The following is a 25,872-nucleotide window of genomic DNA, read 5'->3' as shown; positions in this document are numbered from 1 at the left end:
GATGACAGTCCAAGTAACCGAACGCGACGAATCGAAAATGTCCCACGAAGGCCTGGCCGCTGGTGTGCGGATCTGGGATGTGCACCAACAGGGCCAACTGGTGGGGATGTTCCACAACGAACATGAAGCGCATCAGTACCGTACAGAGCTGGAAAACCTGGAAAACCAGCGCGCCACGCAATGACCCATCTTCAAATGAAAAACCCCGCCAAGGCGGGGTTTTTCGTGGTTACCACATCAGATCATCAGGGATCTTGTAGGCTGCGTACGGGTCGTCCTCGTCCGCTTCCTCGACATGGGTGTTCAGCAGCAGGACACGGCCAGGGTCGCGCTCCTGGATCTTCAATGCCGCCTCACGAGGGATCACCTCATAGCCGCCGGCAAACGACACCACGGCCAGCGCACCATTGCTCAGCTTGGTCCGCATCAGAGCATTGACGGCAATGCGCTTGACCTTCTTGTCGTCGACGAAGTTGTAGTAGTCCTCGGTGCTCAGCTTCGGCAGGCGAGTCGCTTCGATCAACTGCTTGATCTGCGCCGCGCGGGCCTTCTGCTCGGCTTTTTCCTGCTGCTGGCGGTTCAGTTCCTGGTCACGCTTGGCTTTCTCGGCCATGGCTTCCTTGGCCATGCGCTGCTGGCTGTCGTCCACCTCGACCTGGCCTTTGTGCTCCAGGCGTTTCTGTTTCTTCTCGGCCTTGTTGGCCTGGGAAACCTGTTTCTGGTTGACCAGACCGGCTTTGAGCAGTTGGTCGCGAAGGGAAAGGCTCATGAATGTTCACTCACTTATGCAACAGCTCAGCCGCAGCTGGGCAGGTTCTTTTCCTGACGTTTGGCTTCACCCCAAAGGGCATCCAGTTCATCAAGGTTACAATCTTCGATGGGGCGGCCACTGTCGCGCAATGCCTGTTCGATGAAGCGGAAACGCCGCTCGAACTTGCGATTGGCACGGCGCAGGGCGTGTTCCGGGTCATGTTTGAGGTGGCGGGCCAGGTTGACGGCGGCAAACAGCAGGTCGCCGATTTCATCCTCGAGCGCATCGGCATCGCCGTCGGCCATGGCCTGCAGCACTTCGTCCAGCTCTTCGCGCACCTTGTCCAGCACCGGCAATGCCGCAGGCCAGTCGAAACCAACCGTGGCTGCGCGCTTTTGCAGTTTGGCTGCCCGCGACAACGCCGGCAATGCCGCTGGTACGTCGTCGAGCAACGACAGCTGTTCGGGCTGGCTCTTTTCCGCGCGCTCTTCAGCCTTGATTTCTTCCCAGCGTGACTTGACCTGGGCCTCGTTCAGGCTGGGGGTGTCCACCGGCGCATACAGCTCGCCGGTGGGGAATACATGCGGGTGACGGCGAATGAGCTTGCGGGTGATGCTGTCGACCACGCCGTCGAACTCGAAACGCCCCTCCTCGCGGGCCAGCTGGCTGTAGTAGACCACCTGGAACAGCAGGTCGCCCAGCTCACCTTGCAGGTGCTCGAAGTCGCCACGCTCGATGGTATCGGCAACCTCGTAGGCCTCTTCGATGGTGTGCGGGACGATGCTCGCGTAGTTCTGCTTCAGGTCCCACGGGCAGCCGTACTGCGGGTCGCGCAGGCGGGCCATGAGGTGCAGCAGGTCTTCGAGGGTGTAGGTCATTCAGGCAGGTCCTTCGGTGGTGGCTTCTTCGCGGGCTTGCCCGCTCCCACAGGATGCATGCAGGTTTCGAAATCTGCATCTTGCCTATGGGAGCAGGCAAGCCCGCGAAGCAGGCACCGCAGTCTCAAGGTGTACGATTACGCCGCGTCTCGATGATGTTGGGCAACTGCGAGATCCGCCCCAGCAGGCGCCCCAGCGCATCCAGGCCTGGAATCTCGATGGTCAGCGACATCAGCGCGGTGTTGTCTTCCTTGTTCGAGCGGGTGTTCACCGCCAGCACGTTGATCTTTTCGTTCAGCAGCACTTGCGACACATCGCGCAGCAAGCCCGGGCGGTCGTAGGCACGGATGACGATGTCGACCGGGTAGGTCTGCACCGGGATCGGCCCCCAGCTTACCTGGATCATGCGCTCCGGTTCCTTGCCCGCCAACTGCAGCACCGAAGCGCAGTCCTGGCGGTGGATGCTCACACCGCGGCCCTGAGTGATGTAGCCGACGATGGCGTCGCCAGGCAGCGGCTGGCAGCAACCGGCCATCTGCGTCAGCAGGTTGCCGACACCCTGGATCTGGATGTCGCCACGCTTGCCGGTACGCGGCCCGGTAGGCTTGCGCGGTACCAGTTCGATCTGCTCGATGCGCTCGGGCTCAAGCAGCTGCTGGGCGGCGTTGACCAGGTGCGCCAGGCGCAGGTCGCCGGCACCGAGCGAGGCGAACATGTCCTCGGCGGTCTTGACGTTGGTCTTCTCGGCCAGGCGCTCGAAATCCACCTGCGGCAGGCCCAGGCGGCTGAGCTCGCGTTCGAGCAAGGTCTTGCCGGCAGCGACGTTCTGATCGCGTGCCTGCAGCTTGAACCAGTGTACGATCTTGGCCCGTGCCCGCGAGGTAGTGACGTAGCCCAGGTTGGAGTTCAACCAGTCACGGCTGGGATTGCCGTGCTTGCTGGTAATGATCTCGACCTGCTCGCCGGTCTGCAGGCTGTAGTTGAGCGGCACGATGCGCCCGTTGATCTTGGCGCCGCGGCAGTTGTGGCCGATTTCGGTGTGCACGCGGTAGGCGAAGTCCAGCGGCGTGGCACCTTTTGGCAAGTCGATGGCGTGGCCGTCCGGGGTGAACACATAGACCCGGTCCGGCTCGATGTCGACCCGCAGCTGCTCGGCCAGGCCACCGATGTCGCCCAGCTCTTCGTGCCACTCCAGCACCTGGCGCAGCCAGGAGATCTTCTCTTCGTAATGGTTGGAACTGGACTTGACGTCGGTGCCCTTGTAGCGCCAGTGGGCACATACCCCAAGCTCGGCTTCCTCGTGCATGCCGTGGGTACGGATCTGCACTTCCAGCACCTTGCCCTCGGGGCCGATCACCGCGGTGTGCAGGGAGCGATAGCCGTTCTCCTTGGGGTTGGCGATGTAATCGTCGAACTCCTTGGGGATATGCCGCCACAGGGTATGCACGATGCCCAACGCGGTGTAGCAGTCGCGAATTTCCGGCACCAGCACGCGTACCGCGCGCACGTCGTAGATCTGGCTGAATTCCAGGCCTTTGCGCTGCATCTTGCGCCAGATCGAATAGATATGTTTCGCCCGGCCGCTGATGTCGGCCTTGACGCCAGTGGCCAGCAGCTCGTTCTGCAGCTGGTTCATAACCTCGCTGATGAACCGCTCGCGGTCCAACCGGCGCTCGTGCAGCAGCTTGGCGATCTGTTTGTACTGGTCGGGTTCGAGGTAGCGGAAGGAAAGGTCTTCCAACTCCCACTTGATGTGGCCGATACCCAGGCGGTGCGCCAGCGGCGCATAGATATCGAACACCTCGCGCGCGACACGCAGGCGTTTCTCGTCGTCGGCGGCCTTCACCGCACGGATCGCGCAGGTGCGCTCGGCCAGCTTGATCAGCGCCACGCGCACGTCGTCGACCATTGCCACGAGCATCTTGCGCAGGTTCTCGACCTGCGCCTGCGAGCCCAGCACCAGCGATTGGCGCGGGCTGAGGCTGGCGCTGATGGCGGCCATGCGCAGCACACCGTCGATCAGCTTGGACACTACCGGGCCAAAGCGCTGGCTGACCTCGGCCAGCGTCACCTTGCCCTCGCGCACCGAGCGGTAGATGACCGCCGCCACCAGGGAATCCTGGTCGAGCTTGAGGTCGGCTAGGATTTCCGCGATCTCAAGGCCCGCCTGGAAGCTGGACGTACCGTCCGCCCAGGAATGCTTGGCCGGGTTGCCCTTTTTCTCGACTTCATGGGCAAACTCGCAGGCCTCTTTCAGCGCTGCGCGATCCAGTGCCGAATCGACGCTTACCACATGGTCCAACCATGCTTCGAGATTGATACTGCCGTCGGTGTTGACCGGCTGGTGCACTCTCACCTGTACCATCTTTGTTTTACCTTTCCATACAGCACACCACACGGGTGCGCTGGCGATCACCGTGCGGCCACCATTCCATGAAAGCCGCACCAAGGGGCCAGTCAGCTAGCCCGCTTCGAATAACGCCATGGCCTCGACATGCGCCGTCTGAGGAAACATGTCGAGAATCCCGGCCCTTTTTAACCGGTACCCCTGGCCGACCAGCACCTGCGCGTCTCGCGCCAGCGTGGCCGGGTTGCACGATACATAGACCAGCCTTCTGGCCTTGAGGCGGGCGATGCCTTGCACCACCTCGAAAGCACCGTCGCGCGGTGGATCCAAGAGTACCGCAGAAAAGCCCTCGGCGGCCCATCCGGCACCCGCCAAAGGCTGCGATAAATCGGCCTGAAAAAACCGTGCGTTATGCACATTGTTGTTCCGGGCATTGGCCGCGGCCCGATCGACCATGGCCTGCACTCCTTCCACTGCCACTACCTCGCGCGCCTGCCGGGCCAGTGGCAGGGCGAAGTTGCCCAGGCCGCAGAACAGGTCCAGCACGCGCTCGTCGGCCTGCGGTGCGAGCCAGGCCAGCGCCTGCTCTATCATTGCCGTGTTGACCTGGGCATTCACCTGTACGAAGTCACCTGGGCGCCAGGCCAGTTCCAACTGCCAAGGCGCCAAGGCAAAGCCCAGCTGCGCGGCCGGGTCCACTGGCGCCGGCTCCCCTTCGCCCTGCAGCCACAACTGGGCATTGGCCTGTTCGCAGAACGCCTGCAGCCTGGCCAGGTCTTCGGCGGGCAACGGCGCGACATGGCGCACCAGCAGCGCCTCGGCAGTACCGCTGAACAGTTCCACATGGCCCAGCGCCTGCGGCTTGCTCAGCGAGCGCAGCACGGTCGGTAAATGGCGCAGAATCGACTGCAAGGGCTGTACCAGCACCGCGCAATCGTCGATGGCAATGATGTCCTGGCTGGCTTCGGCACGGAAGCCGACCTCCAGCTGACGCGCCTTGGCGTCCCAGCGCACGGCCACGCGGGCGCGGCGCCGGTAGCCGAACTCCGGCCCACTCAGCGGTGCGGCCCATTCCTCGGGCTGCACGCTGGCCACCCGCTGAAGCTGCTCTGCCAGGGTGCGCTGCTTGAGCGCCAGCTGCGCTTCGTGCGGCAGGTGCTGCAGGTTGCAGCCTCCGCAACGCTCGTAATACCGGCACGGTGCCTGACGGCGTTCGGGGCTGGCCTGCAGCAGGCGCTCCAGGCGGGCCTCGACCACTTTGCCACGGGCATTGAGCACCCGCGCCTCGACGGCCTCACCGGCCAGGGCGCCGCTGACGAACCAGGTGCGCCCTTCGTGGAAGGCAATGCCCCGGCCGTCACCGGCCAGGCGCTCGATTTCCAGGCGCTGCTTCTTGCCCACCGGGACCTGGGGGCTGCGGTTGCCGCCAGCCGGCTGGAAGCGCAGGCCGCTGTTGCTTTTTTTCTTTGACATTTAGCTCGGGTCGAACAGGCCGGTGGACAGGTAACGGTCGCCGCGGTCGCAGATGATCGCGACCATCGTGGCATTTTCCACCTCGCGGGACAGGCGCAGCATGGCCGCGACTGCACCACCGGAAGACACGCCGCAGAAAATGCCCTCTTCACGGGCAAGGCGGCGGGTGGTTTCCTCGGCTTCCTGCTGCGACATGTCGACCACGCGGTCGACACGGCTGGCGTCGAAGATTTTCGGCAGGTATTCCTCGGGCCAGCGGCGAATGCCCGGAATTGCCGAGCCCTCCATTGGTTGCAGGCCAATGATCTGCACCGCCGGGTTTTGTTCCTTGAGGTACTGCGAGCAGCCCATGATGGTACCGGTGGTACCCATGGAGCTGACGAAATGGGTGATGGTGCCCTGGGTCTGCTGCCAAATCTCGGGGCCGGTGCTGTTGTAGTGGGCGATGGGGTTGTCGCCATTGGCGAACTGGTCCAGCACCAGGCCGCGGCCTTCGGCCTGCAGCTTCTCGGCCAGGTCACGGGCGCCCTCCATACCCTCTTCCTTGGTCACCAGGATCAGCTCGGCGCCGTAGGCGGTCATGGCGGCTTTGCGCTCGGCGGTGGAATTGTCAGGCATGATCAGGATCATCTTGTAGCCCTTGATCGCCGCAGCCATCGCCAGGGCGATGCCGGTGTTGCCGGAGGTGGCTTCGATCAGGGTATCGCCGGGCTTGATCTGGCCGCGCAGTTCGGCGCGGGTGATCATCGACAATGCCGGGCGGTCCTTCACCGAGCCGGCGGGATTGTTACCTTCGAGCTTGAGCAGGAGGGTGTTGCTGGTTTCGCCAGCGATACGCTGCAGGCGAACCAGGGGCGTATTGCCGACGCAATCGGCGATGGTTGGGTACTGCAAGGTCATGGCGTATTTCACAATCCGGACGGCAGGGGTGCCTATCATACCGGCAAACCCTTCCCGGCCATATCACGCAATCTGTGATGAATATAGCTACAAGCTATATCGATAGCCTGTTCCGGCCCTTTCGCGGGTGAACCCGCTCCCACAGGGACTCCACTAGCCTCAAGAGTAGTGATGAACCTGTGGGAGCGGGTTCACCCGCGAAGGGGCCGGGACATGTATTGGCAAGCGCATCCACAACCGCAGCCCGCGTTTGCCATTCTGCGCCCACAAGGTGCCACCCTGACGCTGGATGGCACTGCGGGCGATGCTCAGCCCCAGGCCGAAACCACCATCCCCGGGCCGCGAACCGTCCAGCCGTGAGAACGGTGCAAAGATCCGCTCCAGGTCTTCTTCAGCCACGCCACCGCCTTCGTCTTCCAGCCACAACCGCCAATACTCGCCTTCACGCTGCCCACCGAGGCGCACCACACCCTCGGCCGGCGAGTGACGAATGGCATTGCGCAACATGTTCTCCAGCGCCTGGGCCAGGTAGTTCAGGTTGCCCTGCACCCAGCAGTCCGCCGGCACTTCGCAGCGCAGCCGCGCCGGTGCCCAGCCGCTTTCGTACCTGGCATTCTCGGCCAGCAGCTCCCACAGCGCCTGCACCTCGATCGGCTCAAGGTTCATCGGCGCACGTTCGGCGTCCTGCCAGGCCAGTTGCAGGGTATCCTCGACCAACTGCTGCATGCAGTCCACCTCCCGTGTCAGGCGTTCACGCAGGCGCAGCAGGTCGGTTTCGCCATCGCAGGCCACCCGCAGCCGGCTGAGTGGCGTACGCATTTCGTGAGACAGATCACGCAGCAACTGCTGCTGCATGGCTACCGTGCCCTGCAGCCGCTCGGCCATCTGGTCGAAGGCACGGGCCAGTTCACCCAGCTCGTCATGCCGGGCGATGGTGCGTGAGTCCAGGCGAGCCGACAACTGGTCGGCGCGCCAGGCATTGGCCTGCTCGCGCAATTGGTTCAACGGCACGATCAGCATGCGATAAAGGCCAACACACAACAGCAGGGTGAACAGACCCGGGATAATGCCGTTGGTGACGATACGCCACAGCATCCGGTACTGGCCGGGGTTGAAGCGCTGCGGCAGTTCGATCACCAACATGCCCTGCTCCGGTGCCCCCGGGAACGGTATGCGCAACCAAGGCTGGTCGACACTGCGCCGGCTCATCGGCCAGTCGACACCGCGCAGGCGGGTCAACCGCTGCATGATCTGCGGGTCGAGGCTGGCGCTGTCGAGCGGCCGCAGGTTCAGGTCGAGCACGCCAACCCAGCCGCGTTCGCGCTGGTGCATCGTCGCCACCCAGCGGTCCAGCCCTGCCCGCCCACCACTGCGCCATGCCTGCTCTGCCTCGGCGGCATAGCCACGCAAAGCCTGCCGCGCCGGCTCCGAAAGGAAGGCGTTCTGGGTCTCCATGTGCCGACCCCAGGTGTAACTGAGGCCGATCATCAGCAGGCAGAAGCCCACCAGCAGGATCGCCAGCTTCCAGAACAGCGAATGGCGGTCGAGCATGGGTTACTCCGCCTCGCTGGCGCTGAGCACGTAGCCCTTGCCCCACACGGTACGGATCTGCCGTTCGTGATAGCCGATGCCCTTGAGCTTGCGGCGTATCTGGCTGACGTGCATGTCCAGGCTGCGGTCATGCCGCGAATAGCCTCGTTGTAGCACTTGCTGGTAAAGGAACGGCTTGCTCAGGACTTCGTCGAGGTTGCGGTTGAGAATGTCGAGCAGGCGGTATTCGCTGGGTGTCAGGCCGGCCAGGTGGCCATCCAGGCGCACGTCGCACAGCGCCTCGTCATATTGCAACTCGCCACCGCCTTCCTGCACCTGCGGGGCGTGATGGCGCCGCTCGAGGGCCACACGGCGCAGGATAGCCTCGATGCGCACCCGCAGCTCTGCCATGCTGAACGGCTTGGGCAGGTAGTCGTCGGCACCACGCTGGAAGCCGCTGATGCGGTCGGCTTCGGCACCTAGCGCCGACATCAGGATCACCGGCGTGGCGCTGCGCTTGCGCAACTGCGCCAGGGCATCCAGGCCGTTTAGCCCGGGCAGCAGGATGTCCATGAGCACCACGTCGAAAGCATGGCGTCCCGCCGTTTCAAGGCCCTCCAGGCCGTTGCGGCACCAAGTCACCTGGAAGCCGCCGCGCTGCAGCTCTTCGTGCAGATAGGCACCGAGGACCGGATCATCCTCGATGGCGAGGATATTGGAGTTGTGAATAGCTACAGGATTCATTGGCAACTGCCATGCATTCTCAATTGGGTGATTATTGAGTATCCAGCGCCTGCCAGGCAACCGCCCTGCGACCAATGCCGCTGCAAGGGCACAAAACACGTACTAAAGAGGTGCAATAGCACGGCAGGCGGAGTAACTTCCCGGCTTGGCCGTCATCGCTTGACGGTGTCCAGGCACATGACAGGAGGCGAGTGTGCTCGATCGCTTGGGAATTCGCAGCCGGGTCCTGCTGCTGGCCCTGCTGCCGGCCGGCCTGATGGCATTGGTGCTGGGTAGTTACTTCACCTGGCTGCAACAGAACGACCTGCGCACCCAGCTGCTGCAACGCGGCAAGATGATCGCCGAGCAGCTGGCGCCGTTGGCCGCGCCCGCCATGGCCAAGCTGGCACCGGCACAACTTGAGCGCATTGCCGCACAAACACTGGAGCAGGCCGATGTGCGCGCAGTCGCCTTTCTGGCCCCGGACCGCACGCGCCTGGCCCATGCCGGCCCGAGCATGCTCAACCAGCCGCCCAGCGGCGGCACCGGCACCCAGCTGCTGCAACGCAGCGGCAATGACGCCACCCGCTATCTGATGCCAGTGTTCGGCCACCACCGCGACCTGGCCACCGATGCCGTGCCGACCGAAGCCGAACGCCTGCTGGGCTGGGTCGAGATCGAGCTGTCCCACGACGGCACCCTGCTGCGCGGCTACCGCAACCTGTTCACCAGCCTGTTGCTGATTCTCGCCTGCCTGGTGCTCAGCGGCCTGCTGGCACTGCGCATGAGCCGCACCATCAACGACCCGATCAAGCGCATCAAGCATGCGGTCAACCAGCTCAAGGACGGCCACCTCGAGGAACGCCTGCCGGCCATGGGCAGCCATGAGCTGGACGAGCTGGCGCGCGGCATCAACCGCATGGCCGAAACCCTTCACAACGCCCACAAAGAACTGCAGCACAGCATCGACCAGGCCACCGAGGACGTACGCCAGAACCTGGAAACCATCGAGATCCAGAACATCGAGCTGGACATGGCGCGCAAGGAAGCCCTGGAGGCCAGCCGCATCAAGTCGGAGTTCCTGGCCAACATGAGCCACGAAATCCGCACCCCGCTCAACGGTATCCTCGGTTTCACCCACCTGCTGCAAAAAAGCGAGCTGACACCGCGCCAGCTCGACTACCTGAGCACCATCGAGAAGTCTGCCGACAACCTGCTCGGGATCATCAACGAGATCCTCGACTTCTCCAAGATCGAGGCCGGCAAACTGGTGCTCGACAGCATCCCCTTCAACCTGCGCGACCTGATCCAGGACACCCTGACCATCCTCGCCCCGGCCGCCCACGCCAAGCAGCTGGAACTGCTCAGCCTGATCTACCGCGATACCCCGTCGTCGCTGATCGGCGACCCGTTGCGGCTCAAGCAGATCCTTACCAACCTGGTCAGCAACGCAATCAAGTTCACCCGCGAGGGCACCATCGTCGTACGCGCCATGCTCGAAGATGAGCACGAGGACAGTGCGCAGCTGCGCATCAGCGTGCAGGACACCGGCATCGGCTTGTCGCCGCAGGATGTGCGTACGCTGTTCCAGGCCTTCAGCCAGGCCGACAACTCGCTGGCCCGCCAGCCTGGCGGCACCGGCCTGGGGCTGGTGATTTCCAAGCGCCTGATCGAGCAGATGGGCGGCGAAATCGGCGTCGACAGCACCCCGGGCGAGGGTTCGCAGTTCTGGATCAGCCTCAACCTGCCCAAGGCCCACGATGGTGTCGAGGAGCTGCCGCTGCAACCGCTGCTGGGCCGCCGCGCAGCCATCGTCGATGGCCACGAACTGGCGCGCCAGGCGTTGGAGCACCAGCTGGAAGACTTCGGCCTCAGCGTCAGCCTGTTCGCCTCCTTCGACCAACTGCTGCAGGGCGTGCAAGCCGCCAGCCAGGCCGGCCTGCCGTTCGAGTTCGCCGTGCTCGGGGCCAACCTTGGCAACCTGTCGCCCGAGCAGCTGGGCCATTACCATCAGCAGCTCGAGCGCTACCATTGCCAGTGCGTGGTGCTGTGCCCGACCACCGAGCAGGCGCTGTACCACCCGTACCTGCCCAACGGCCATGGCCAGTTGCTGTCCAAGCCGACCTGCACGCGCAAACTGCGCCGCCTGTTGCTGGAACTGGTGCAACCGCGCCGCCCGCAGGGCGAGGTGAACAGCATCAACGGCCAGCGCCAGCCGAAGATTCTCTGCGTCGACGACAACCCCGCCAACCTACTGCTGGTGCAGACCCTGCTCGAAGACCTGGGCGCCGAGGTGCTGGCCGTCGACAACGGCTATGCGGCAGTACAGGCGGTACAGAACGAACCGTTCGACCTGGTGCTGATGGACGTGCAGATGCCCGGCATGGACGGCCGCGCCTGCACCGAGCAGATCCGCCTGTGGGAAAACACCCAAAGCGGCGACCCGTTGCCGATCGTCGCCCTCACCGCCCACGCCATGGCCAACGAGAAACGCGCGTTGCTGCATGGAGGCATGGACGACTACCTGACCAAGCCAATCAGCGAACGGCAGCTGGCCCAGGTGGTAATGAAATGGACCGGCCTGAGCCTGGGTGCGCCAGAGCAGGAACGCCTGGCCGAGCAACTGGCCAACGGTGATGACCTGAAGGTGCTGGACCCTGAGGAAGGCCTGCGCCTGGCCGCCGGCAAAGCGGACCTGGCGGCCGATATGCTAAGCATGCTGCTGGGCTCGCTGGAAGCCGACCGCGAAGCCATACGCGCCGCCCGCGAGGCCGACGACCGCAACCGCCTGATCGAACAGGTGCACCGCCTGAACGGCGCCTCACGTTATTGCGGCGTCCCGCAGTTGCGGGCCGCGTGCCAGCGCAGCGAAACCTTGCTCAAGCAGGAAAACCCGCTGGCACAGCAGGCACTGGACGAACTGGATGCGGCAATCAACCGCCTGGCGGCGCAGGCCAGACTGAGCGCCTGACACAGTTCCCTGTGGGAGCGGGCGTGCCCGCGAACATGGGCGAAGCCCGTGCCATCCATCGCGAAGTCTTCTTCGCGGGCACGCCCGCTCCCACAGTGGCCCGCGCCATATTCAAGGTATGCTGTACCTCCTGCACTGGAAAAGGAACCCACCATGCGCGCCCTGTTGTTCAGCAGCCAGCACTACGACCAGGAAAGCTTCACCCGTGCCGCCAGCGGCACCACACTGGACCTGCACTTCCAGCCCGCCCGCCTGACCCTCGATACCGCTACCCTGGCCGATGGCTACGAGGTGGTCTGCGCCTTCATCAATGACGAGCTCGACGCCCAGGTGCTGCAGCGCCTGGCCGCAGGCGGCACGCGCCTGGTCGCCCTGCGCTCGGCCGGCTACAACCATGTCGACCTGGCCGCCGCCCAGCGCCTGGGCCTGACCGTAGTGCGAGTGCCGGCCTACTCGCCGCACGCCGTGGCCGAACACGCCGTGGCGCTGATCCTGGCCCTGAACCGGCGCCTGCACCGGGCCTACAACCGCACCCGCGAGGGTGACTTCACCCTGCACGGGCTGACCGGCTTCGACCTGCACGACAAGACCGTCGGCGTGGTCGGTACCGGCCAGATCGGCACCGCCTTTGCCCGCATCATGGCCGGTTTCGGCTGCCAGTTGCTGGCCTATGACCCTTACCCCAACCCCGAGCTGCTGGCCTTGGGCGCGCGCTACCTGCCATTGCCCGAGTTGCTGCGTGAAGCGCGCGTCATCAGCCTGCACTGCCCGCTGACCGAGCACACCCGGCACCTTATCAATGCACAAAGCCTGGCCCAGCTGCAGCCCGGCGCCATGCTGATCAACACCGGCCGCGGCGCGCTGGTCGACACCCCGGCGCTGATCGACGCGCTGAAGAGCGGTCAGCTCGGCTACCTGGGCCTGGACGTATACGAAGAAGAAGCCCAGCTGTTCTTCGAGGACCGCTCCGACCTGCCGCTGCAGGACGACGTGCTGGCCCGTCTGCTGACCTTCCCAAACGTGATCATCACTGCCCACCAGGCGTTCCTTACCCGCGAGGCACTGGATGCCATCGCCGCGACCACGCTGGACAACATCAACCACTGGGCGGCAGGCAATCCACAGAATCTGGTGATGGGTTAGTGCTAGGATACGCGGCATTTCTGGAGGACCCATGGTCGAGCACGATTTCCGCTACACCCTTTTCAACCCGCAACATACCCTGATCGAGTGCCGCGCCCTGGTGCCGGGCCGCTACCAGGTCACCGGCAACGGCGGCTCGATGCACAAAGGTGACACCCTGCTGGTCACCCTCAAGGGCAGCAAGGACTTGTCCATGCGCCTGACAGTGGAGAGCGTGCGCCACCTGATCAACCCGCGCGGCCAGTGGGTTGCCGTGGCCAGCGGCCCGGTGTTCAACGAGCTGGAAATCCTCACCTGGCAGGTCGCGTGCGACAGCTGCGACGCCGTGCTGGACTTCGAGTTCGCGGTGGACGCCAAGCTGGGCAAGAAAGCCCGCCAGCCTGCCGCCAGCGCACGCATTGCCGAGCTGGGCTGGGCCAGCCGTGGCGAAAAACACCTGTGCCCGCGTTGCCAGGAGAGCGCCGAGTGAAAAATCTGCTGACCGGCGTGCTGATTGCCACCGGCCTGCTCGGCTGCGCCGCAGAACCTTCCAAGCTGCAGCAGGAGCGCAGCTATGTGCTGGAGTGGATTGGCGAACGGCCGCTGATCGACTACAGCCACCTGACCCTGACCTTGGCCAGCGATGGCCGTGCCTATGGCAATGGCGGCTGCAACCACTTGTTCGCGCCATACACACTGGACGGCGAGCACCTTAGCTTCGGCAAGGTCGGCAAGACCCGCAAGCTCTGCGCGCCGGCGTTGATGGAACAGGAAAAACGCTTCCTGCAGGCGCTGGAAACAGTGCAGCGCTGGGATGTGTCGCCTATCGAGCAGATGCGTTTCTGGCCGGCCGAAGGCAAGCCACTGCGCTTCTGGCCTGAGGAAGGCTGAATATTGCCGGGGCCGCTGTGCGGCCCATCGCGACACAAGGCCGCTCCTACAGGAGATCGCATCCCCCTGTAGGAGCGGCCTTGTGTCGCGATGGGCTGCAAAGCAGCCCCAAAATGCATCAGGCGCCCTTCAGTGCCTTGATCCTGGCCTGCAGCCCTTCCAGGGTCTGCTCGCCCATCAATTGTTCCCGCACCTTGCCCTTGTCATCGATGATATAGGTCACCGGCAATGCCTCGCTACGCGGCAGGTCATAGCGCTCGGCCGGGTCCTGCGCCAATACGGTGAAAGCGATCCCCAGGGTTTCGGCAGCCTGCTTCAGCTCCTGCCCTTGCAAGCCATCGAAGTTCACCCCCACCACCTTGATACCATCGGCCGCCCACTGCTTGGCTGCCGCGTTCAGTTCAGGGATTTCGGTACGGCACGGCCCGCACCATTCGGCCCAGTAGTTGAGCACCAGCCAGTGCCCGTCGATTTGTTCGGCCTTAACCGTCTTACCGTGTTGGTCCACGCCATAATCGGCACCGCAACCACCGAGCAACAGGCTCGCGGTGATGGCCAGTACTGCTGCCAGACGCCTTGCCATGGGTCAATCCTTCTCGAGTTTTAAAGCAAATTGGTCAGTCGCTGCGGTTAGAATAGCCGCCACACCCTGCTGGATGCGACCCGACATGACCGACCTCACGCTCTATCATAACCCGCGCTGCTCGAAATCCCGCGGCGCCCTGGAACTGCTCGAAGCTCGCGGCCTGGCGCCGACAATCGTGCGCTACCTCGAGACCCCGCCCGACGCGGCCACCCTGAAGTCTCTGCTCGGCAAGCTGGGCATCGCCCCGCGCCAGCTGCTGCGTACCGGCGAGGACGAGTACGAGGAGCTGAACCTGGCCGACCCGTCGCTTACCGACGCGCAACTGATCGACGCCATGGCCCGGCACCCCAAACTGATCGAGCGGCCGATCTTCATCGCTGGCGACAAGGCCGTAGTCGGCCGACCACCCGAGAAAGTACTGGAGATCCTGCCGTGAGCGAGCCCTACATCCTGGTGCTGTATTACAGCCGCCATGAGTCGACCAGCGAGATGGCCCGGCACATCGCCCGCGGCATCGAGCTGGCCGGCATGGAAGCCCGCCTGCGCACGGTACCGGCGATTTCCACCGAGTGCGAAGCAGTGGCCCCGGACATCCCTGCCAATGGTGCGCTGTACGCCACCCTGGATGACCTGCGCCACTGCGCCGGCCTGGTACTGGGCAGCCCGACCCGCTTCGGCAACATGGCGGCGCCGCTCAAGTACTTCCTGGATGGCACCAGCAGCCTGTGGCTGGGCGGTGAACTGGTCGGCAAGCCGGCAGGCGTGTTCACCTCTACCGCCAGCCTGCACGGCGGGCAGGAAACCACTCTGCTGTCGATGATGCTGCCGCTGATGCACCACGGCATGCTGGTGATGGGCCTGCCGTACAGCGAATCGGCATTGCTCGATACCCGTGGCGGCGGCACCCCGTATGGCGCCAGCCATCATGCTGGCGCCGATGGCAAGCGCGAGCTCGACCAGCACGAGATAGCCCTGTGCCGCGCCCTTGGCCAACGCCTGGCGACCACTGCAAAGGCCCTGGAGGCTGCACGTGGCTAAGAAGCCCAAGGTATTGCCGCCGCTTGAGTGGCTGGCGCCTCGCCTGCGCCTGACTCGGGCGCTGAGCCTGGCATTCTTCTTCGGCCTGATCGCCCTGCTGGTGGCGAACAACCTGTGGTTCGCCAACCTGCACGGGGCGCGGGTCGAGGTGATCCTGGCGATCGAACTGGTGCCGTTGCTGCTGTTGCTGCCGGGCATGCTGACAGGCAGCGCCCGGGCACATGCCTGGAGCTGCTTCGTGGTGAATATCTATTTCATCAAGGGCGTGCTGGCGGCGTTCGACCCGGCGCGGGCGGTATTTGGCTGGGTTGAAGTACTGGTGAGCCTGGGGCTGTTCATTTCCGGGCTGCTGTATGTGCGCTGGAAGTTCCAGCATGAGCGGCGCATGGCGGGCGAAGGCAGTTAGATTCTTCGCGGGCTTGCCCGCTCCCACAGGGTTCGCGCCACACTTGAGGTCGGCGCTGTACCTGTGGGAGCGGGCATGCCCGCGAAGGGGCCAGCACAACTCTCAATGGTTGACGGTATGCGCCAGCATCACCGACAACTGGCACAGCGGCCGCCCACTCTCCGCATGCCACTGGTTGAACGCCTGCTGCACCAGGGCCAGGTCCCGCTGGCTGGTCGGCGGCTTGTCGACCACCTTCTGCGCAATCAACGCCGCAGCCATGTCATCGGTAGGGATGAACGTGTCCTTGCCGACCATGCGCAAGAAACGCGGTGCCGACAACCCGCCCAGCTGGTTGCCGTGCTTGGCCAGGTACTTCCACAAACCGACGATGTCGGTCACCGGCCAGTCGGCGATGAAGGCGCCGAAACTGCCCTTCTCCTTGGCCACGTCAAGAACCATCTGCGCATTGCGCGGCACGCTCTTGAGCTTGCCCAGGTGGCGAATGATGCGCTCGTCGTGCATCAGCCGCTCGAGGTGCTCGGCGCCCATCAATACCACCTTCTCCGGGTCGAAGCCGAAGAACACCTGCTCGAACGCCGGCCACTTGGCATCCACCAGGCTGTGCTTGAGCCCGGCGCGGAACACGCGCAGGGCCAAGGTCGAAAGGTAGCGGTCGTCGCTGATATCACGCAGTTGCGCCGGTGTGCGCGGCTGCGGCAGGAAGGCCTCCAGGGCCTGAGCCGAGCCGAAGCGGTTCAGGCAGTACTCGTGCAACCACTGGTAATCGCGCATGGGCTCAGATGTTCAGCACGTCAAGGAAACGCGGAGTGGCATTCTCGTCGATCTTCAGGCTGGTGAAGTCGAACAGGTTGCGGTCGGCCAACTGCGACGGTGCCACGTTCTGCAGGGCACGGAAGATGCTCTCGGTACGCCCCGGGTGCTTGCGCTCCCACTCCACCAGCATGTCCTTGACCACCTGGCGCTGCAGGTTTTCCTGCGAACCGCACAGGTTGCACGGGATGATCGGGAATTCCTTCATGTCCGAGTAGGCCTGGATATCCTTCTCGCTGCAGTAGGCCAGCGGGCGGATCACCACATTGCGGCCATCGTCGGCGCGCAGCTTCGGCGGCATACCCTTGAGCGCGCCGTTGAAGAACATGTTGAGGAAGAAGGTTTCGACGATATCGTCGCGGTGGTGCCCCAGCGCCATCTTGGTCGCGCCGATTTCGTCGGCAAAGGTGTACAGGGTGCCACGGCGCAGGCGCGAACACAGCGAGCAGGTGGTCTTGCCCTCGGGGACAAGCTCCTTGACCACCGAATAGGTGTCCTTCTCGACAATGTGGTACTCGACACCCAGTTCCTTCAGGTAGGCCGGCAGCACATGCTCGGGGAACCCCGGCTGCTTCTGGTCCATGTTCACCGCGACGATCTCGAACTTGATCGGTGCCACCTTCTGCAGGTGCAACAGAACGTCGAGCATGGTGTAGCTGTCCTTGCCGCCGGACAGGCAGACCATGACCTTGTCGCCATCCTCGATCATGTTGTAGTCGGTGATGGCTTCGCCGGCGAGACGACGCAGGCGTTTTTGCAGTTTGTTCTGGTTGACCGAGAGGGTGCCCATAGCGCTTGGATCCGCGAGGTGTGACAAAAGCCGACCATTTTACGCACAAACGCGGCGGCGCTGTAGGCATTCCGATAAAGACTTCATTGTAATCAACAGCGCGCCTTACAGCGCAATTTGCTCTAAAAAGCACGGTTTATGCGGGTAACCGCTTCCTATACTGCGACATAAGGCCACATTACCGCTTGCTTCGGTGTTCGGGCCTAGGGCCGCTTGCGCTCCATCTGGGGGGCGTTTGGCAACATTGAGAGGAGTGATCGGCATGATTCATCACGTTGTGGGGCTGTTTACCCATCCCGACCAGGAATGGCGGGAAATTCGTGGCGAAGAAGAAACCATCAGCCACATGTACCTGACGCACACCCTGATCCTGGCTGCGATCCCCGCCGTTTCGGCGTTCATCGGTACAACCCAGGTCGGCTGGGTAATCGGCGACCGGCCAGCGGTGATGCTGACCATGGAAAGCGCCATCTGGATGAGCATCATGTCGTACCTGGCGATGCTTGCCGGGGTGGCGGTAATGGGGGCGTTCATCCACTGGATGGCCCGCACCTATGATGCCAACCCGTCCATGGCTCAGTGCATCGCCTTTGCCACCTACACCGCCACACCGTTGTTCATCGGCGGCCTGGCGGCGCTGTACCCTCACCTGTGGCTGGGCATGCTGATCGGCACGGCCGCCATCTGTTACACCGTGTACCTGTTGTACGTCGGTTTGCCGACGTTCATGAACATACCGTCCGACGAAGGCTTCCTGTTCTCCAGCTCGGTGCTGGCGGTAGGCCTTGTGGTACTGGTGGCGATCATGGCCGCCACGGTGATCATCTGGGGACTGGGCGTGGGGCCCGTCTACACCAACTAGAACAGACTCGACCAACACTGGGGCATCAAACCTGGGGCCGCCGCAAGGCGGCCTCTGGCTGTGCGCTGACCGGTGGCTCGGCAGGTTGCCCGGGGTTGCGGCATAATGTCCGGTCAGGAGAACCACCCCGCCATGCCCGAGCTGCTCAGACAACGCGTCGAAACCTGTTACCAGCAAGCTGAAACCTTCTTCAAACGCCCCTTCCCACGCCCGGAAATCAGCTTCAAGCTGCGCGGGCAAAAAGCCGGCGTCGCCCACCTGCACGAGAACCTGCTGCGCTTCAACCTGCAGCTTTACCGCGAAAACCAGGAAGACTTCCTGCGCCAGACCGTGGCCCATGAGGTGGCGCACCTGGTGGCCCACCATCTGTTCGGCGACCGAATCCAGGCCCATGGCGAAGAGTGGCAGCTGATCATGCGCGGGGTGTATGAACTGCCGCCCAACCGTTGCCACAACTACGAAGTGCAAAGGCGCGTGGTGACCCGCTACATCTACCGCTGCCCCTGCCCGCAGAGCGACTTCCCGTTTACCGCGCAACGACACAAGCTGGTGCGCCAAGGGCGGCGCTACCTGTGCAAGCGGTGTCGGGAGATATTGGTGTATAGCGGCGAGACGCGCGTCGAATAGATTGTGTCTTGCCTGTTCCGGCCTCTTCGCGGGTAAACCCGCTCCCACAGGGGTACCACTGCCCTGTGGGAGCGGGTTTACCCGCGAAGAGGCCAGTGCTGGCGATATATGAATCACAGGCACAAGAAAGGCGACCCCAGGGTCGCCTTTCTTGTGCATCAGCCTGCGCCTTACTTCTCGACGAAGGCTCGCTCGATCAGGTAGTCACCCGGCTCGCGCATGCGCGGGGAAATCTTCAGACCGAAGCTGTCCAGCACTTCGCTGGTTTCGTCGAGCATGCTCGGGCTGCCGCAGATCATCGCGCGGTCGTCCTGCGGGTTGATCGGTGGCAGGCCGATGTCGCTGAACAGCTTGCCGCTGCGCATCAGGTCGGTCAGGCGGCCCTGGTTCTCGAACGGTTCACGAGTCACGGTCGGGTAGTAGATCAGCTTGTCGCGAACCGACTCACCGAAGAACTCGTTCTGCGGCAGGTGCTCGGTGATGAACTCGCGGTAGGCCACTTCGTTCACGTAGCGCACGCCGTGCACCAGGATCACTTTCTCGAAGCGCTCGTAGGTTTCCGGGTCCTGGATGACACTCATGAACGGTGCCAGGCCAGTGCCGGTGCTCAGCAGGTACAAGTGCTTGCCCGGGTTCAGGTCGTCGAGTACCAGGGTACCGGTAGGCTTCTTGCTGATGATGATCTCGTCGCCTTCCTTCAGGTGCTGCAGCTGCGAGGTCAGCGGACCGTCCGGCACCTTGATGCTGAAGAACTCCAGGTGCTCTTCCCAGTTCGGCGAGGCGATGGAATAGGCGCGCATGAGCGGACGGCCGCTTTCTTGTTGCAGGCCGATCATCACGAACTGACCGTTCTCGAAGCGCAGGCCCGGGTCGCGGGTGCACTTGAAGCTGAACAGGGTGTCGTTCCAGTGGTGCACACTGAGGACACGTTCGTGGTTCATGTTGCTCATTTAATGGGGCTCCTGAAGAAAGACGCGGCGCGCGCAAGACGCGCAGTTGCGCGATAGTTTAGGGGCAGCGACAATATCTGTTAACTGGATTATCAAGATATGTGTTATCGGTTATATCGATATGCGATTTACACTTCGTCAACTGCAAGTCTTCGTTGCCGTGGCCCAGCACCAGAGCGTTTCCCGCGCCGCCAGTGTGTTGGCCTTGTCGCAGTCGGCCGCCAGCACCTCGATCACCGAGCTTGAGCGACAGTCCAGCTGCCAGCTGTTCGACCGGGCCGGCAAGCGCCTGAGCCTCAACGCCCTGGGCCAGCAACTGTTGCCGCAGGCAGTGGCCCTGCTCGACCAGGCCAAGGAAATCGAAGACCTGCTCAACGGCAAGTCCGGTTTCGGCTCGCTGGCAGTCGGCGCCACGCTGACCATCGGCAACTACCTGGCCACCCTGCTGATCGGTAGCTTCATGCAGGTGCACCCGGAAAGCCAGGTGAAGCTGCATGTGCAGAACACCGCGCATATCGTGCAACAGGTGGCGCATTACGAAATTGATCTGGGTCTGATCGAAGGCGATTGCAACCACCCGGACCTGGAAGTGCAGCCCTGGGTCGAGGACGAACTTGTGGTGTTCTGCGCGCCACAGCATCCGCTGGCCAAACTGGGACGCGCCGATGTACAGACCTTGTCCCAGGAGGCGTGGATCCTGCGCGAACAGGGCTCAGGCACACGCCTGACTTTCGACCAGGCCATGCGCCACCACCGCACCAACCTCAACATCCGCCTGGAGCTGGAACACACCGAAGCCATCAAGCGCGCGGTGGAATCGGGCCTGGGCATCGGCTGCATCTCGCGCCTTGCCCTGCGTGACGCCTTCCGCCGCGGCAGCCTGGTAGCGGTGGAAACCCCGGAGCTGGACCTGATGCGCCAGTTCTACTTCATCTGGCACAAACAGAAGTACCAGACCTCGGCCATGCGCGAATTTCTCGAACTGTGCCGCAACTTCACCGCGGGTTTCACACGCAGTGACGAGATCGTGTTGCCACCGATCGCTTAAAGCAGGATCACACCCCACACCAGCGCCACCATGGTCAATGCCACCAGTTGCGCGGCGCTGCCCATGTCCTTGGCGTTTTTCGACAGCGGGTGGCGCTCCAGCGAAATACGATCGATGGCTGCCTCCACCGCCGAGTTGAACAATTCGACGATCAAGCCCAACAGGCACACGGCGATCATGATTGCACGCTCTGCACGGCTGACCGGCAGCCAGAAGGCAATCGGGACCAGCAGCACGTTGAGCAGCACCAGTTGGCGGAACGCGGCCTCACCCTTGAAGGCAGCGCGCAGCCCATCCAGCGAATAGCCGGCGGCGTTGAAGATACGTTTGAGGCCAGTCTGGCCCTTGAATGGCGATGTCATGTGAGTCACTTCACAGCGGAAAGGCCAGCAGACTAGACCGGCACGGGTAAAAAAAGCGTGAAGCCACGCCCACTCAGCTGCTGGCAACCGATTCAAGTTGTTGCAGCAACAACGCCGCCTGGGTGCGGGTACGCACACCCAGCTTGCGGAAGATCGCCGTCACGTGAGCCTTGATGGTTGCTTCCGACACGTTCAGCTCATAGGCGATCTGTTTGTTCAGCAGCCCTTCGCAGACCATGGTCAGCACCCGGAACTGCTGCGGCGTGAGGCTGGCAAGGCCTTCGCTGGCGGCCTTGGCTTCGGCCGAGACATCGACCCTTTCGAACGCCTGCGGCGGCCACCAGACCTCACCATCGAGCACCTTGCGCACTGCATCCTGGATCACTTCCAGGGTGCTGGACTTGGGAATGAAGCCACTGGCGCCAAATTCGCGGGACTTGACCACCACTGCAGCCTCTTCCTGCGCCGATACCATCACAACGGGGATCTGCGGGTATTGCCCGCGCAGCAGCACCAGCCCGGAAAAACCATAGGCACCCGGCATGTTCAAGTCCAGCAACACCAGGTCCCAGTTGTCTTTTTCGCTCAGACGGGTTTCCAGTTCGGCAATGCTGGCAACTTCTACCAGGCGTACATCCGGGCCCAGGCCGAGGGTAACGGCCTGGCGCAAGGCGCCACGAAACAGCGGGTGGTCATCGGCAATCAGGATTTCGTAAGTGGCCATCGATCTGGGGATCCTGTTCTGTGTCGGGCACTCGGGTAAGGGTCATTATGAACCAAAGCAGGGGTTGTGCCCCTTGGACTATAGGAAGGTATGCAAACGCTGGTGGGTGTCGTCCTGCTCGTCCAGCGGCAGACGACGCTTGCCGCTCAGGTAATGCAGGCTGAAGACATCCAGGTAGGCGTCCAGCGCCTGCGAGGCCTGGGTATCGCCGGCAAGGTCCAGGCACATGGCCGCGACTTCCGCGGTACAGAAGTGATCATCGCGCTTGGAGCGGCGCAGGCGGTAGCGGGACATCTGCTCGGCCTGCAGGCTCAACACCGGGAAGCGATCAAGGTACGGGCTTTTGCGGAACATCTTGCGCGCTTCGGTCCAGGTGGCATCCAGCAGGATGAACAGCGGACGCTTGCCGGGCTCACGCACTACCTCGCTGACCACTCGCTCCTGGGCAACGAATTCGCCGGGGAAGACGATGTAGGGCTGCCAACGCGGGTCGTCAAGCAACGCCAGCAAGCGTTCGTCTACCGAAGTGCGCAGCCAGCCGAAAGCCGAGGTGTCCTCGATCAGGTCGGCAATCAGCCAACCGGTATTGGTGGGCTTGAGCGGCTCGGTGTCATGCATCAGCAGGCACACGCCGGACTCGGCCTGCACCCGGGGCTTCCAGGCGCACAGGCAATGAGTGGCAATGACCCGGCAATCGGGGCAGCGTTCGGCACGTGAACCACGGGCGATGAAGGGCTTGTTGCTGCGAGCCAGGCGTTCGGCGCGCAGGCGCGCTACCGCATGGCTCATGCCGGCAGGCCTCTGGACAGGTTGGGAATGGACACAAGGATGACTCGGAGAAAACTAAGGGCGCCAGTCTACCAGAACAGGGGGCAATTGCTGTGCAGGTGGCGACGCGGTCCTTATAATCGCTGCTTTTACCGTACCCCAGCCTCGCGCCTGCGCGATTTTCAGGGAACGCCGTCGACCTGCGCATGTCAAAGCGCCAGTCATCGAACCAGGAGAGATTCATGCTGCGCCGTATCGTCCCCGCCCTGAGCCTGTTGCTCGCCCTGCCCCTGGCAGCCCAGGCGGCTTCCAAGCAGGAATACGACCTGAACAACATGTTGCAGAAGGTTGCCAAAGAGAGCAGTGTCGGCACCCCGCGAGCCATCAACGAGGACATCCTCGATCAGGGTTACACGGTGGAAGGCAAGGCACTGGTCAACCACCTGAGCGTGCGCCAGGACCATGCCGCGCGCATGCAGGCCAACCCCGAACAGGTCCGCAGCCAGCTGGGTGATAGCGTCTGCCGTAACAGCGGTTTCCGTAACCTGATGTCCAAAGGCGCGGTGATGGTCTACCGCTTCACGGTATACAAGACCAACCAACCGATCATGGACCAGGCATTCGACAACGCCAGCTGCGTGGCCGGCAACAAGAAGAAGTAACCAGCTCGGATCGCTACGCCTTCTCGTCTTCACGGGCGCACCAGCGCCCCTCAGCGGCATCGGCGCGCATCTCTGCCAGCAGCGCCTGCAGGTAGCGCGACTGGCATTCCAGCCCCGACAGCCTGCGCCGACACTCGGCCTCCAGGCTCAGGTGATGCACCTGGGCCGCATTCTCCAGCTGCTGGTAAAGCTGCCGGTCAACTTCGATGATCAAGCGATGCATACCGCCACCTCCTGCATCGACACGTTTCGCTTTACCCAGTTAACCAAACCCGCATTCCCCGTGGCTGCATGCCGACGGGCGGCTGTGGCGAACACCCCCGGCAGGATTGAGCGCAAGGGTCTAGATTGAGGTCAGAGGTATAGGTGCAGAAGGAGACGTTGCATGCCTTACCAATCGAGTGAACTGCTGTTCAGCCATTTCCGCGACAACAACATCGACCTGAGCAACATCGACGCACAACTGCAACTGGTGGCACCGAACAGCCCCAACCTGGCGCTGTACCGAGACATGATGCTGACCATCCTGCGCATGGCCCATGACGACACCGACCGCTGGAGCGCCAAGATCACCCTGCAGGCCCTGCGCGAACTGGACCACTCGTTCCGCACCCTGGAACGCTACAAGGACCGCCGCAAGGTGACCGTGTTCGGCTCGGCGCGCACCCCGCTGGAACACCCGATGTACGCCCTGGCCCGCGAACTGGGCGCAACCCTGGCGCGCTCCGACCTGATGGTCATAACCGGTGCCGGCGGCGGCATCATGGCAGCCGCCCACGAAGGCGCCGGCAGCGACCACAGCCTCGGATTCAACATCACCCTACCCTTCGAACAACACGCCAACCCCACGGTAGATGGCACCGACAAGCTGCTGCCGTTCCATTTCTTCTTCATCCGCAAGCTGTTCTTCGTCAAGGAGGCCGATGGCCTGGTGCTGTGCCCGGGTGGTTTCGGCACTTTGGATGAAGCATTGGAGGTGCTGACCCTGATCCAGACCGGCAAGAGCCCGCTGGTACCGGTGGTGCTGCTGGACTCACCAGGTGGCAGCTTCTGGCGCGACTGCCTGGACTTCATCAGCCGCCAACTGGAGGAAAACCGCTACATCTTGCCCAGCGACCTGAAACTGCTGCGCCTGGTGCACAGCGCTGACGAGGCAGTGGAGGAAATCAACCAGTTCTACAGCAACTACCACTCCAGCCGCTGGCTGAAGAGCCAGTTCGTGATCCGCATGCATCACCCGCTCAGCGAAGCGGCGCTGTATGACATCCAGGAAGGTTTTGCCGATTTGCGTTTGAGTGGCAAGTACCACCAGCAACCTGACAGCAGCGCCGAGCACGAAGTGGGCAACTTCAACCACCTGACCCGCTTGTCATTTGCCTTCAATGGCCGGGATCAGGGCAGGCTGCGCGAGCTGGTGGATTTCATCAACCTGCCGGAGAACTGGGCCAAGCCGCAGCCCATGCATACGACGCAGCGGGCCAGGGAGGCGTTGAAGGTCAGTTGATCGTGACACAGGTCCGCTCCCGCAAAGGACTGCAAAACGGCCCCAGCCCTCAGTAATCGTCGCGATCACGCCCACTGAGCAGCCGGCCGATCATGTCCATGGGGAAACCCCGGTAAGCCAGAAACCGGGTCTGCTGGGCACGGCCGCGGGGATCTTGCGGGCGCTGCCCGGCAAACTTGCGCTGCCATACGTCACGCATGCGCTCGCCCCAGTCCACCTCGCTCTCGCGTAGCGCCTGCTCGATATCAGCACGCGCCAAACCGCGCTGGCCTAGCTCTTCGCGAATACGCGCAGGGCCATAGCCGGAGCTTGAACGGTACCGGATGAAACTTTCGAGGTAGCGGGCTTCGCTAAGCAACCCTTCTTCGGCGAGCCGATCGAGTTCAGGCCCAATCAACTCGTCCGAAGCGCCGCGCTGACGCAACTTGCGCGTCAGCTCGACGCGACCGTGCTCACGTCGCGCAAGCAGGTCCATGGCTGTCCGCCGGATGGCGACGGGGGTGTCGAGTACGGCGGACATGTTCGGCTATCTACCGCGCAATCAATAGCCGGCGTCAGCGTCGGCCATGTCATCGGCATCGGCTTCGGCAGCAGCAGCCTTGCCAGCAGCCGCAACAGCACCAGCGGTCAGCAGCTTCTCGCGAATCTGCTTCTCAATCTCGGCGCCAATAGCCGGGTTCTCAGCAAGGTACTTCGCGGCGTTTGCTTTGCCTTGACCGATCTTGTTGCCTTGGTAGGCGTACCAGGCACCGGATTTCTCGACCAGGCCTTGGGAAACACCCAGGTCAATGATCTCGCCGTTACGGTAGATACCCTTGCCGTAGAGGATCTGGAACTCAGCCTGACGGAATGGCGGCGAAACCTTGTTCTTGACGATCTTGACGCGGGTTTCGCTACCGACCACCTCGTCGCCTTCCTTGACCGCACCGGTACGGCGAATATCCAGACGCACCGAGGCGTAGAACTTCAGGGCGTTACCACCGGTGGTGGTTTCCGGGCTGCCGAACATCACACCGATCTTCATACGGATCTGGTTGATGAAGATGACCAGGCAGTTGGCGTTCTTGATGTTACCGGTGATCTTGCGCAGCGCCTGGGACATCAGGCGCGCCTGCAGGGGAAGCAGTACGGGCAGGGGTTCATATA

29 protein-coding genes and 1 pseudogene are annotated in these 25,872 nt (G+C 63.1%); 13 read left to right on the top strand and 17 right to left on the bottom strand.

From position 1 onward, the window contains the following. The first annotated feature begins 1 nt into the window (after position 1). Complete coding sequence (locus KDB76_RS07190) at positions 2-184, top strand: hypothetical protein (RefSeq protein ID WP_003257734.1); 183 nt, start codon at positions 2-4, stop codon at positions 182-184. A 45-nt stretch (positions 185-229) separates the two neighbouring features. Here KDB76_RS07190 and KDB76_RS07185 read toward each other — a convergent pair whose 3' ends face one another. From KDB76_RS07185 to KDB76_RS07155, 7 genes are all read right to left on the bottom strand, one after another. Then, a complete protein-coding gene (locus KDB76_RS07185) occupies positions 230-769 on the bottom strand; it encodes a DUF2058 domain-containing protein (RefSeq protein ID WP_013971362.1) in 540 nt (179 codons plus the stop codon). A 26-nt stretch (positions 770-795) separates the two neighbouring features. Then, the gene (gene mazG / locus KDB76_RS07180) at positions 796-1,629 is read right to left on the bottom strand and encodes a nucleoside triphosphate pyrophosphohydrolase (RefSeq protein WP_013971361.1); all 834 of its coding nucleotides are present in this window, start codon (positions 1,627-1,629) and stop codon (positions 796-798) included. A gap of 124 nt (positions 1,630-1,753) precedes the next feature. Beyond that, on the bottom strand, positions 1,754-3,994 hold the full coding sequence (gene relA / locus KDB76_RS07175) for a GTP diphosphokinase (RefSeq protein WP_015269231.1): 2,241 nt from the start codon (positions 3,992-3,994) through the stop codon (positions 1,754-1,756). 96 nt (positions 3,995-4,090) lie between these two features. Then, positions 4,091-5,449: a 23S rRNA (uracil(1939)-C(5))-methyltransferase RlmD gene (gene rlmD, locus KDB76_RS07170; RefSeq protein WP_013971359.1), complete on the bottom strand. Its 1,359-nt coding sequence runs from the start codon at positions 5,447-5,449 to the stop codon at positions 4,091-4,093. Further along, on the bottom strand, positions 5,450-6,349 hold the full coding sequence (gene cysM, locus KDB76_RS07165) for a cysteine synthase CysM (RefSeq protein WP_023662461.1): 900 nt from the start codon (positions 6,347-6,349) through the stop codon (positions 5,450-5,452). A gap of 159 nt (positions 6,350-6,508) precedes the next feature. After that, positions 6,509-7,900 carry a sensor histidine kinase gene (locus KDB76_RS07160; protein ID WP_023662462.1) on the bottom strand — a complete coding sequence of 464 codons (1,392 nt, stop codon included), beginning with the start codon at positions 7,898-7,900 and terminating at the stop codon, positions 6,509-6,511. 3 nt (positions 7,901-7,903) lie between these two features. After that, positions 7,904-8,623: a response regulator transcription factor gene (locus KDB76_RS07155; protein ID WP_024086407.1), complete on the bottom strand. Its 720-nt coding sequence runs from the start codon at positions 8,621-8,623 to the stop codon at positions 7,904-7,906. A gap of 193 nt (positions 8,624-8,816) precedes the next feature. On the opposite strand from KDB76_RS07155, the gene KDB76_RS07150 reads away from it, so the two are divergent. From KDB76_RS07150 to KDB76_RS07135, 4 genes are all read left to right on the top strand, one after another. Then, on the top strand, positions 8,817-11,573 hold the full coding sequence (locus KDB76_RS07150) for a response regulator (RefSeq protein WP_212632250.1): 2,757 nt from the start codon (positions 8,817-8,819) through the stop codon (positions 11,571-11,573). A 153-nt stretch (positions 11,574-11,726) separates the two neighbouring features. Then, complete coding sequence (locus KDB76_RS07145; RefSeq protein ID WP_038408885.1) at positions 11,727-12,716, top strand: 2-hydroxyacid dehydrogenase; 990 nt, start codon at positions 11,727-11,729, stop codon at positions 12,714-12,716. 31 nt (positions 12,717-12,747) lie between these two features. Next, a complete protein-coding gene (locus KDB76_RS07140) occupies positions 12,748-13,185 on the top strand; it encodes a hypothetical protein (protein ID WP_013971353.1) in 438 nt (145 codons plus the stop codon). After that, positions 13,182-13,586 (top strand): META domain-containing protein, encoded by a 405-nt coding sequence (locus KDB76_RS07135; protein ID WP_212632249.1) that lies wholly within the window; start codon positions 13,182-13,184, stop codon positions 13,584-13,586. The genes KDB76_RS07140 and KDB76_RS07135 overlap by 4 nt, the downstream gene beginning before the upstream one ends. A gap of 118 nt (positions 13,587-13,704) precedes the next feature. Here KDB76_RS07135 and KDB76_RS07130 read toward each other — a convergent pair whose 3' ends face one another. Further along, the gene (locus KDB76_RS07130; RefSeq protein ID WP_013971352.1) at positions 13,705-14,169 is read right to left on the bottom strand and encodes a TlpA disulfide reductase family protein; all 465 of its coding nucleotides are present in this window, start codon (positions 14,167-14,169) and stop codon (positions 13,705-13,707) included. 85 nt (positions 14,170-14,254) lie between these two features. Between KDB76_RS07130 and arsC the strand changes: the two genes are divergently transcribed. From arsC to KDB76_RS07115, 3 genes are read left to right on the top strand one after another with little or no spacing between them, the layout of a single operon-like run. Then, positions 14,255-14,608, top strand: coding sequence for an arsenate reductase (glutaredoxin) (gene arsC / locus KDB76_RS07125; RefSeq protein ID WP_013971351.1), 354 nt, complete (start codon positions 14,255-14,257; stop codon positions 14,606-14,608). Continuing rightward, positions 14,605-15,210: an NAD(P)H:quinone oxidoreductase gene (gene wrbA / locus KDB76_RS07120; protein WP_038408883.1), complete on the top strand. Its 606-nt coding sequence runs from the start codon at positions 14,605-14,607 to the stop codon at positions 15,208-15,210. The genes arsC and wrbA overlap by 4 nt, the downstream gene beginning before the upstream one ends. Continuing rightward, entirely contained in the window at positions 15,203-15,616 is a 414-nt protein-coding gene (locus tag KDB76_RS07115) for a DUF2069 domain-containing protein (protein ID WP_013971349.1), read from the top strand. Before wrbA ends, KDB76_RS07115 begins: the two co-directional genes overlap by 8 nt. A 102-nt stretch (positions 15,617-15,718) precedes the next feature. Here KDB76_RS07115 and KDB76_RS07110 read toward each other — a convergent pair whose 3' ends face one another. Continuing rightward, positions 15,719-16,390 carry a DNA-3-methyladenine glycosylase I gene (locus KDB76_RS07110; protein ID WP_004375485.1) on the bottom strand — a complete coding sequence of 224 codons (672 nt, stop codon included), beginning with the start codon at positions 16,388-16,390 and terminating at the stop codon, positions 15,719-15,721. A gap of 4 nt (positions 16,391-16,394) precedes the next feature. Beyond that, on the bottom strand, positions 16,395-17,219 hold the full coding sequence (ttcA, locus tag KDB76_RS07105) for a tRNA 2-thiocytidine(32) synthetase TtcA (RefSeq protein ID WP_012270926.1): 825 nt from the start codon (positions 17,217-17,219) through the stop codon (positions 16,395-16,397). Positions 17,220-17,481: 262 nt separating this feature from the next. Here ttcA and KDB76_RS07100 point away from each other — a divergent pair, with 262 nt between their 5' ends. Both KDB76_RS07100 and KDB76_RS07095 read left to right on the top strand, forming a co-directional pair. Then, positions 17,482-18,081, top strand: a complete 600-nt coding sequence (locus KDB76_RS07100; RefSeq protein WP_003252385.1) for a Yip1 family protein — start codon at positions 17,482-17,484, stop codon at positions 18,079-18,081. A 132-nt stretch (positions 18,082-18,213) separates the two neighbouring features. After that, entirely contained in the window at positions 18,214-18,708 is a 495-nt protein-coding gene (locus tag KDB76_RS07095; protein WP_013971347.1) for a SprT family zinc-dependent metalloprotease, read from the top strand. Positions 18,709-18,878: 170 nt separating this feature from the next. On the opposite strand, the gene fpr is transcribed toward KDB76_RS07095, so the two are convergent. Further along, complete coding sequence (gene fpr, locus KDB76_RS07090) at positions 18,879-19,658, bottom strand: ferredoxin-NADP reductase (protein WP_004375483.1); 780 nt, start codon at positions 19,656-19,658, stop codon at positions 18,879-18,881. Positions 19,659-19,779: 121 nt separating this feature from the next. Here fpr and finR point away from each other — a divergent pair, with 121 nt between their 5' ends. Further along, positions 19,780-20,706: a LysR family transcriptional regulator FinR gene (finR, locus tag KDB76_RS07085; RefSeq protein ID WP_004375481.1), complete on the top strand. Its 927-nt coding sequence runs from the start codon at positions 19,780-19,782 to the stop codon at positions 20,704-20,706. On the opposite strand, the gene KDB76_RS07080 is transcribed toward finR, so the two are convergent. From KDB76_RS07080 to KDB76_RS07070, 3 genes are all read right to left on the bottom strand, one after another. Beyond that, positions 20,703-21,068 carry a diacylglycerol kinase gene (locus KDB76_RS07080; protein ID WP_004375479.1) on the bottom strand — a complete coding sequence of 122 codons (366 nt, stop codon included), beginning with the start codon at positions 21,066-21,068 and terminating at the stop codon, positions 20,703-20,705. The genes finR and KDB76_RS07080 overlap by 4 nt on opposite strands. A gap of 73 nt (positions 21,069-21,141) precedes the next feature. Further along, positions 21,142-21,792 carry a response regulator transcription factor ErdR gene (gene erdR, locus KDB76_RS07075; RefSeq protein WP_013971345.1) on the bottom strand — a complete coding sequence of 217 codons (651 nt, stop codon included), beginning with the start codon at positions 21,790-21,792 and terminating at the stop codon, positions 21,142-21,144. A gap of 78 nt (positions 21,793-21,870) precedes the next feature. Beyond that, positions 21,871-22,581 (bottom strand): tRNA-uridine aminocarboxypropyltransferase, encoded by a 711-nt coding sequence (locus KDB76_RS07070; protein ID WP_013971344.1) that lies wholly within the window; start codon positions 22,579-22,581, stop codon positions 21,871-21,873. Between the two features lie 221 nt (positions 22,582-22,802). On the opposite strand from KDB76_RS07070, the gene KDB76_RS07065 reads away from it, so the two are divergent. After that, the gene (locus tag KDB76_RS07065; protein ID WP_013971343.1) at positions 22,803-23,222 is read left to right on the top strand and encodes a quorum-sensing-regulated virulence factor family protein; all 420 of its coding nucleotides are present in this window, start codon (positions 22,803-22,805) and stop codon (positions 23,220-23,222) included. Between the two features lie 13 nt (positions 23,223-23,235). Here the strand turns inward: KDB76_RS07065 and KDB76_RS07060 are convergent, their stop codons facing one another. Next, on the bottom strand, positions 23,236-23,445 hold the full coding sequence (locus tag KDB76_RS07060) for a hypothetical protein (protein ID WP_013971342.1): 210 nt from the start codon (positions 23,443-23,445) through the stop codon (positions 23,236-23,238). Between the two features lie 162 nt (positions 23,446-23,607). On the opposite strand from KDB76_RS07060, the gene KDB76_RS07055 reads away from it, so the two are divergent. Beyond that, positions 23,608-24,726 (top strand): LOG family protein, encoded by a 1,119-nt coding sequence (locus KDB76_RS07055; protein ID WP_015269216.1) that lies wholly within the window; start codon positions 23,608-23,610, stop codon positions 24,724-24,726. Positions 24,727-24,775: 49 nt separating this feature from the next. Here the strand turns inward: KDB76_RS07055 and recX are convergent, their stop codons facing one another. Both recX and KDB76_RS07045 read right to left on the bottom strand, forming a co-directional pair. Then, on the bottom strand, positions 24,776-25,246 hold the full coding sequence (recX, locus tag KDB76_RS07050) for a recombination regulator RecX (protein ID WP_015269215.1): 471 nt from the start codon (positions 25,244-25,246) through the stop codon (positions 24,776-24,778). Between the two features lie 21 nt (positions 25,247-25,267). Continuing rightward, positions 25,268-25,843 (bottom strand): annotated as a pseudogene (locus tag KDB76_RS07045) (DNA recombination/repair protein RecA); the annotation flags it as partial. Positions 25,844-25,872 lie beyond the last annotated feature (29 nt).

Origin of the sequence: Pseudomonas sp. JS425 (genome assembly GCF_018223845.1) — a bacterium.
In the GTDB taxonomy this organism is placed as follows: domain Bacteria; phylum Pseudomonadota; class Gammaproteobacteria; order Pseudomonadales; family Pseudomonadaceae; genus Aquipseudomonas; species Aquipseudomonas asiatica.
Note: the sequence above shows the minus strand (reverse complement) of the source record. Positions and strands in the feature narration are given on the sequence as shown.

Excerpts from the sequence above, each read along its gene's own strand:
- KDB76_RS07190 (WP_003257734.1), top strand. The coding sequence starts at position 2 with ATGACAGTCCAAGTAACCGAACGCGACGAATCGAAAATGTCCCACGAA.
- KDB76_RS07185 (WP_013971362.1), bottom strand. The coding sequence starts at position 769 with ATGAGCCTTTCCCTTCGCGACCAACTGCTCAAAGCCGGTCTGGTCAAC.
- mazG (WP_013971361.1), bottom strand. The coding sequence starts at position 1,629 with ATGACCTACACCCTCGAAGACCTGCTGCACCTCATGGCCCGCCTGCGC.
- relA (WP_015269231.1), bottom strand. The coding sequence starts at position 3,994 with ATGGTACAGGTGAGAGTGCACCAGCCGGTCAACACCGACGGCAGTATC.
- rlmD (WP_013971359.1), bottom strand. The coding sequence starts at position 5,449 with ATGTCAAAGAAAAAAAGCAACAGCGGCCTGCGCTTCCAGCCGGCTGGC.
- cysM (WP_023662461.1), bottom strand. The coding sequence starts at position 6,349 with ATGACCTTGCAGTACCCAACCATCGCCGATTGCGTCGGCAATACGCCC.
- KDB76_RS07160 (WP_023662462.1), bottom strand. The coding sequence starts at position 7,900 with ATGCTCGACCGCCATTCGCTGTTCTGGAAGCTGGCGATCCTGCTGGTG.
- KDB76_RS07155 (WP_024086407.1), bottom strand. The coding sequence starts at position 8,623 with ATGAATCCTGTAGCTATTCACAACTCCAATATCCTCGCCATCGAGGAT.
- KDB76_RS07145 (WP_038408885.1), top strand. The coding sequence starts at position 11,727 with ATGCGCGCCCTGTTGTTCAGCAGCCAGCACTACGACCAGGAAAGCTTC.
- KDB76_RS07140 (WP_013971353.1), top strand. The coding sequence starts at position 12,748 with ATGGTCGAGCACGATTTCCGCTACACCCTTTTCAACCCGCAACATACC.
- KDB76_RS07130 (WP_013971352.1), bottom strand. The coding sequence starts at position 14,169 with ATGGCAAGGCGTCTGGCAGCAGTACTGGCCATCACCGCGAGCCTGTTG.
- arsC (WP_013971351.1), top strand. The coding sequence starts at position 14,255 with ATGACCGACCTCACGCTCTATCATAACCCGCGCTGCTCGAAATCCCGC.
- KDB76_RS07110 (WP_004375485.1), bottom strand. The coding sequence starts at position 16,390 with ATGCGCGATTACCAGTGGTTGCACGAGTACTGCCTGAACCGCTTCGGC.
- ttcA (WP_012270926.1), bottom strand. The coding sequence starts at position 17,219 with ATGGGCACCCTCTCGGTCAACCAGAACAAACTGCAAAAACGCCTGCGT.
- KDB76_RS07100 (WP_003252385.1), top strand. The coding sequence starts at position 17,482 with ATGATTCATCACGTTGTGGGGCTGTTTACCCATCCCGACCAGGAATGG.
- KDB76_RS07095 (WP_013971347.1), top strand. The coding sequence starts at position 18,214 with ATGCCCGAGCTGCTCAGACAACGCGTCGAAACCTGTTACCAGCAAGCT.
- fpr (WP_004375483.1), bottom strand. The coding sequence starts at position 19,658 with ATGAGCAACATGAACCACGAACGTGTCCTCAGTGTGCACCACTGGAAC.
- finR (WP_004375481.1), top strand. The coding sequence starts at position 19,780 with ATGCGATTTACACTTCGTCAACTGCAAGTCTTCGTTGCCGTGGCCCAG.
- KDB76_RS07080 (WP_004375479.1), bottom strand. The coding sequence starts at position 21,068 with ATGACATCGCCATTCAAGGGCCAGACTGGCCTCAAACGTATCTTCAAC.
- erdR (WP_013971345.1), bottom strand. The coding sequence starts at position 21,792 with ATGGCCACTTACGAAATCCTGATTGCCGATGACCACCCGCTGTTTCGT.
- KDB76_RS07070 (WP_013971344.1), bottom strand. The coding sequence starts at position 22,581 with ATGAGCCATGCGGTAGCGCGCCTGCGCGCCGAACGCCTGGCTCGCAGC.
- KDB76_RS07065 (WP_013971343.1), top strand. The coding sequence starts at position 22,803 with ATGCTGCGCCGTATCGTCCCCGCCCTGAGCCTGTTGCTCGCCCTGCCC.
- KDB76_RS07060 (WP_013971342.1), bottom strand. The coding sequence starts at position 23,445 with ATGCATCGCTTGATCATCGAAGTTGACCGGCAGCTTTACCAGCAGCTG.
- KDB76_RS07055 (WP_015269216.1), top strand. The coding sequence starts at position 23,608 with ATGCCTTACCAATCGAGTGAACTGCTGTTCAGCCATTTCCGCGACAAC.
- recX (WP_015269215.1), bottom strand. The coding sequence starts at position 25,246 with ATGTCCGCCGTACTCGACACCCCCGTCGCCATCCGGCGGACAGCCATG.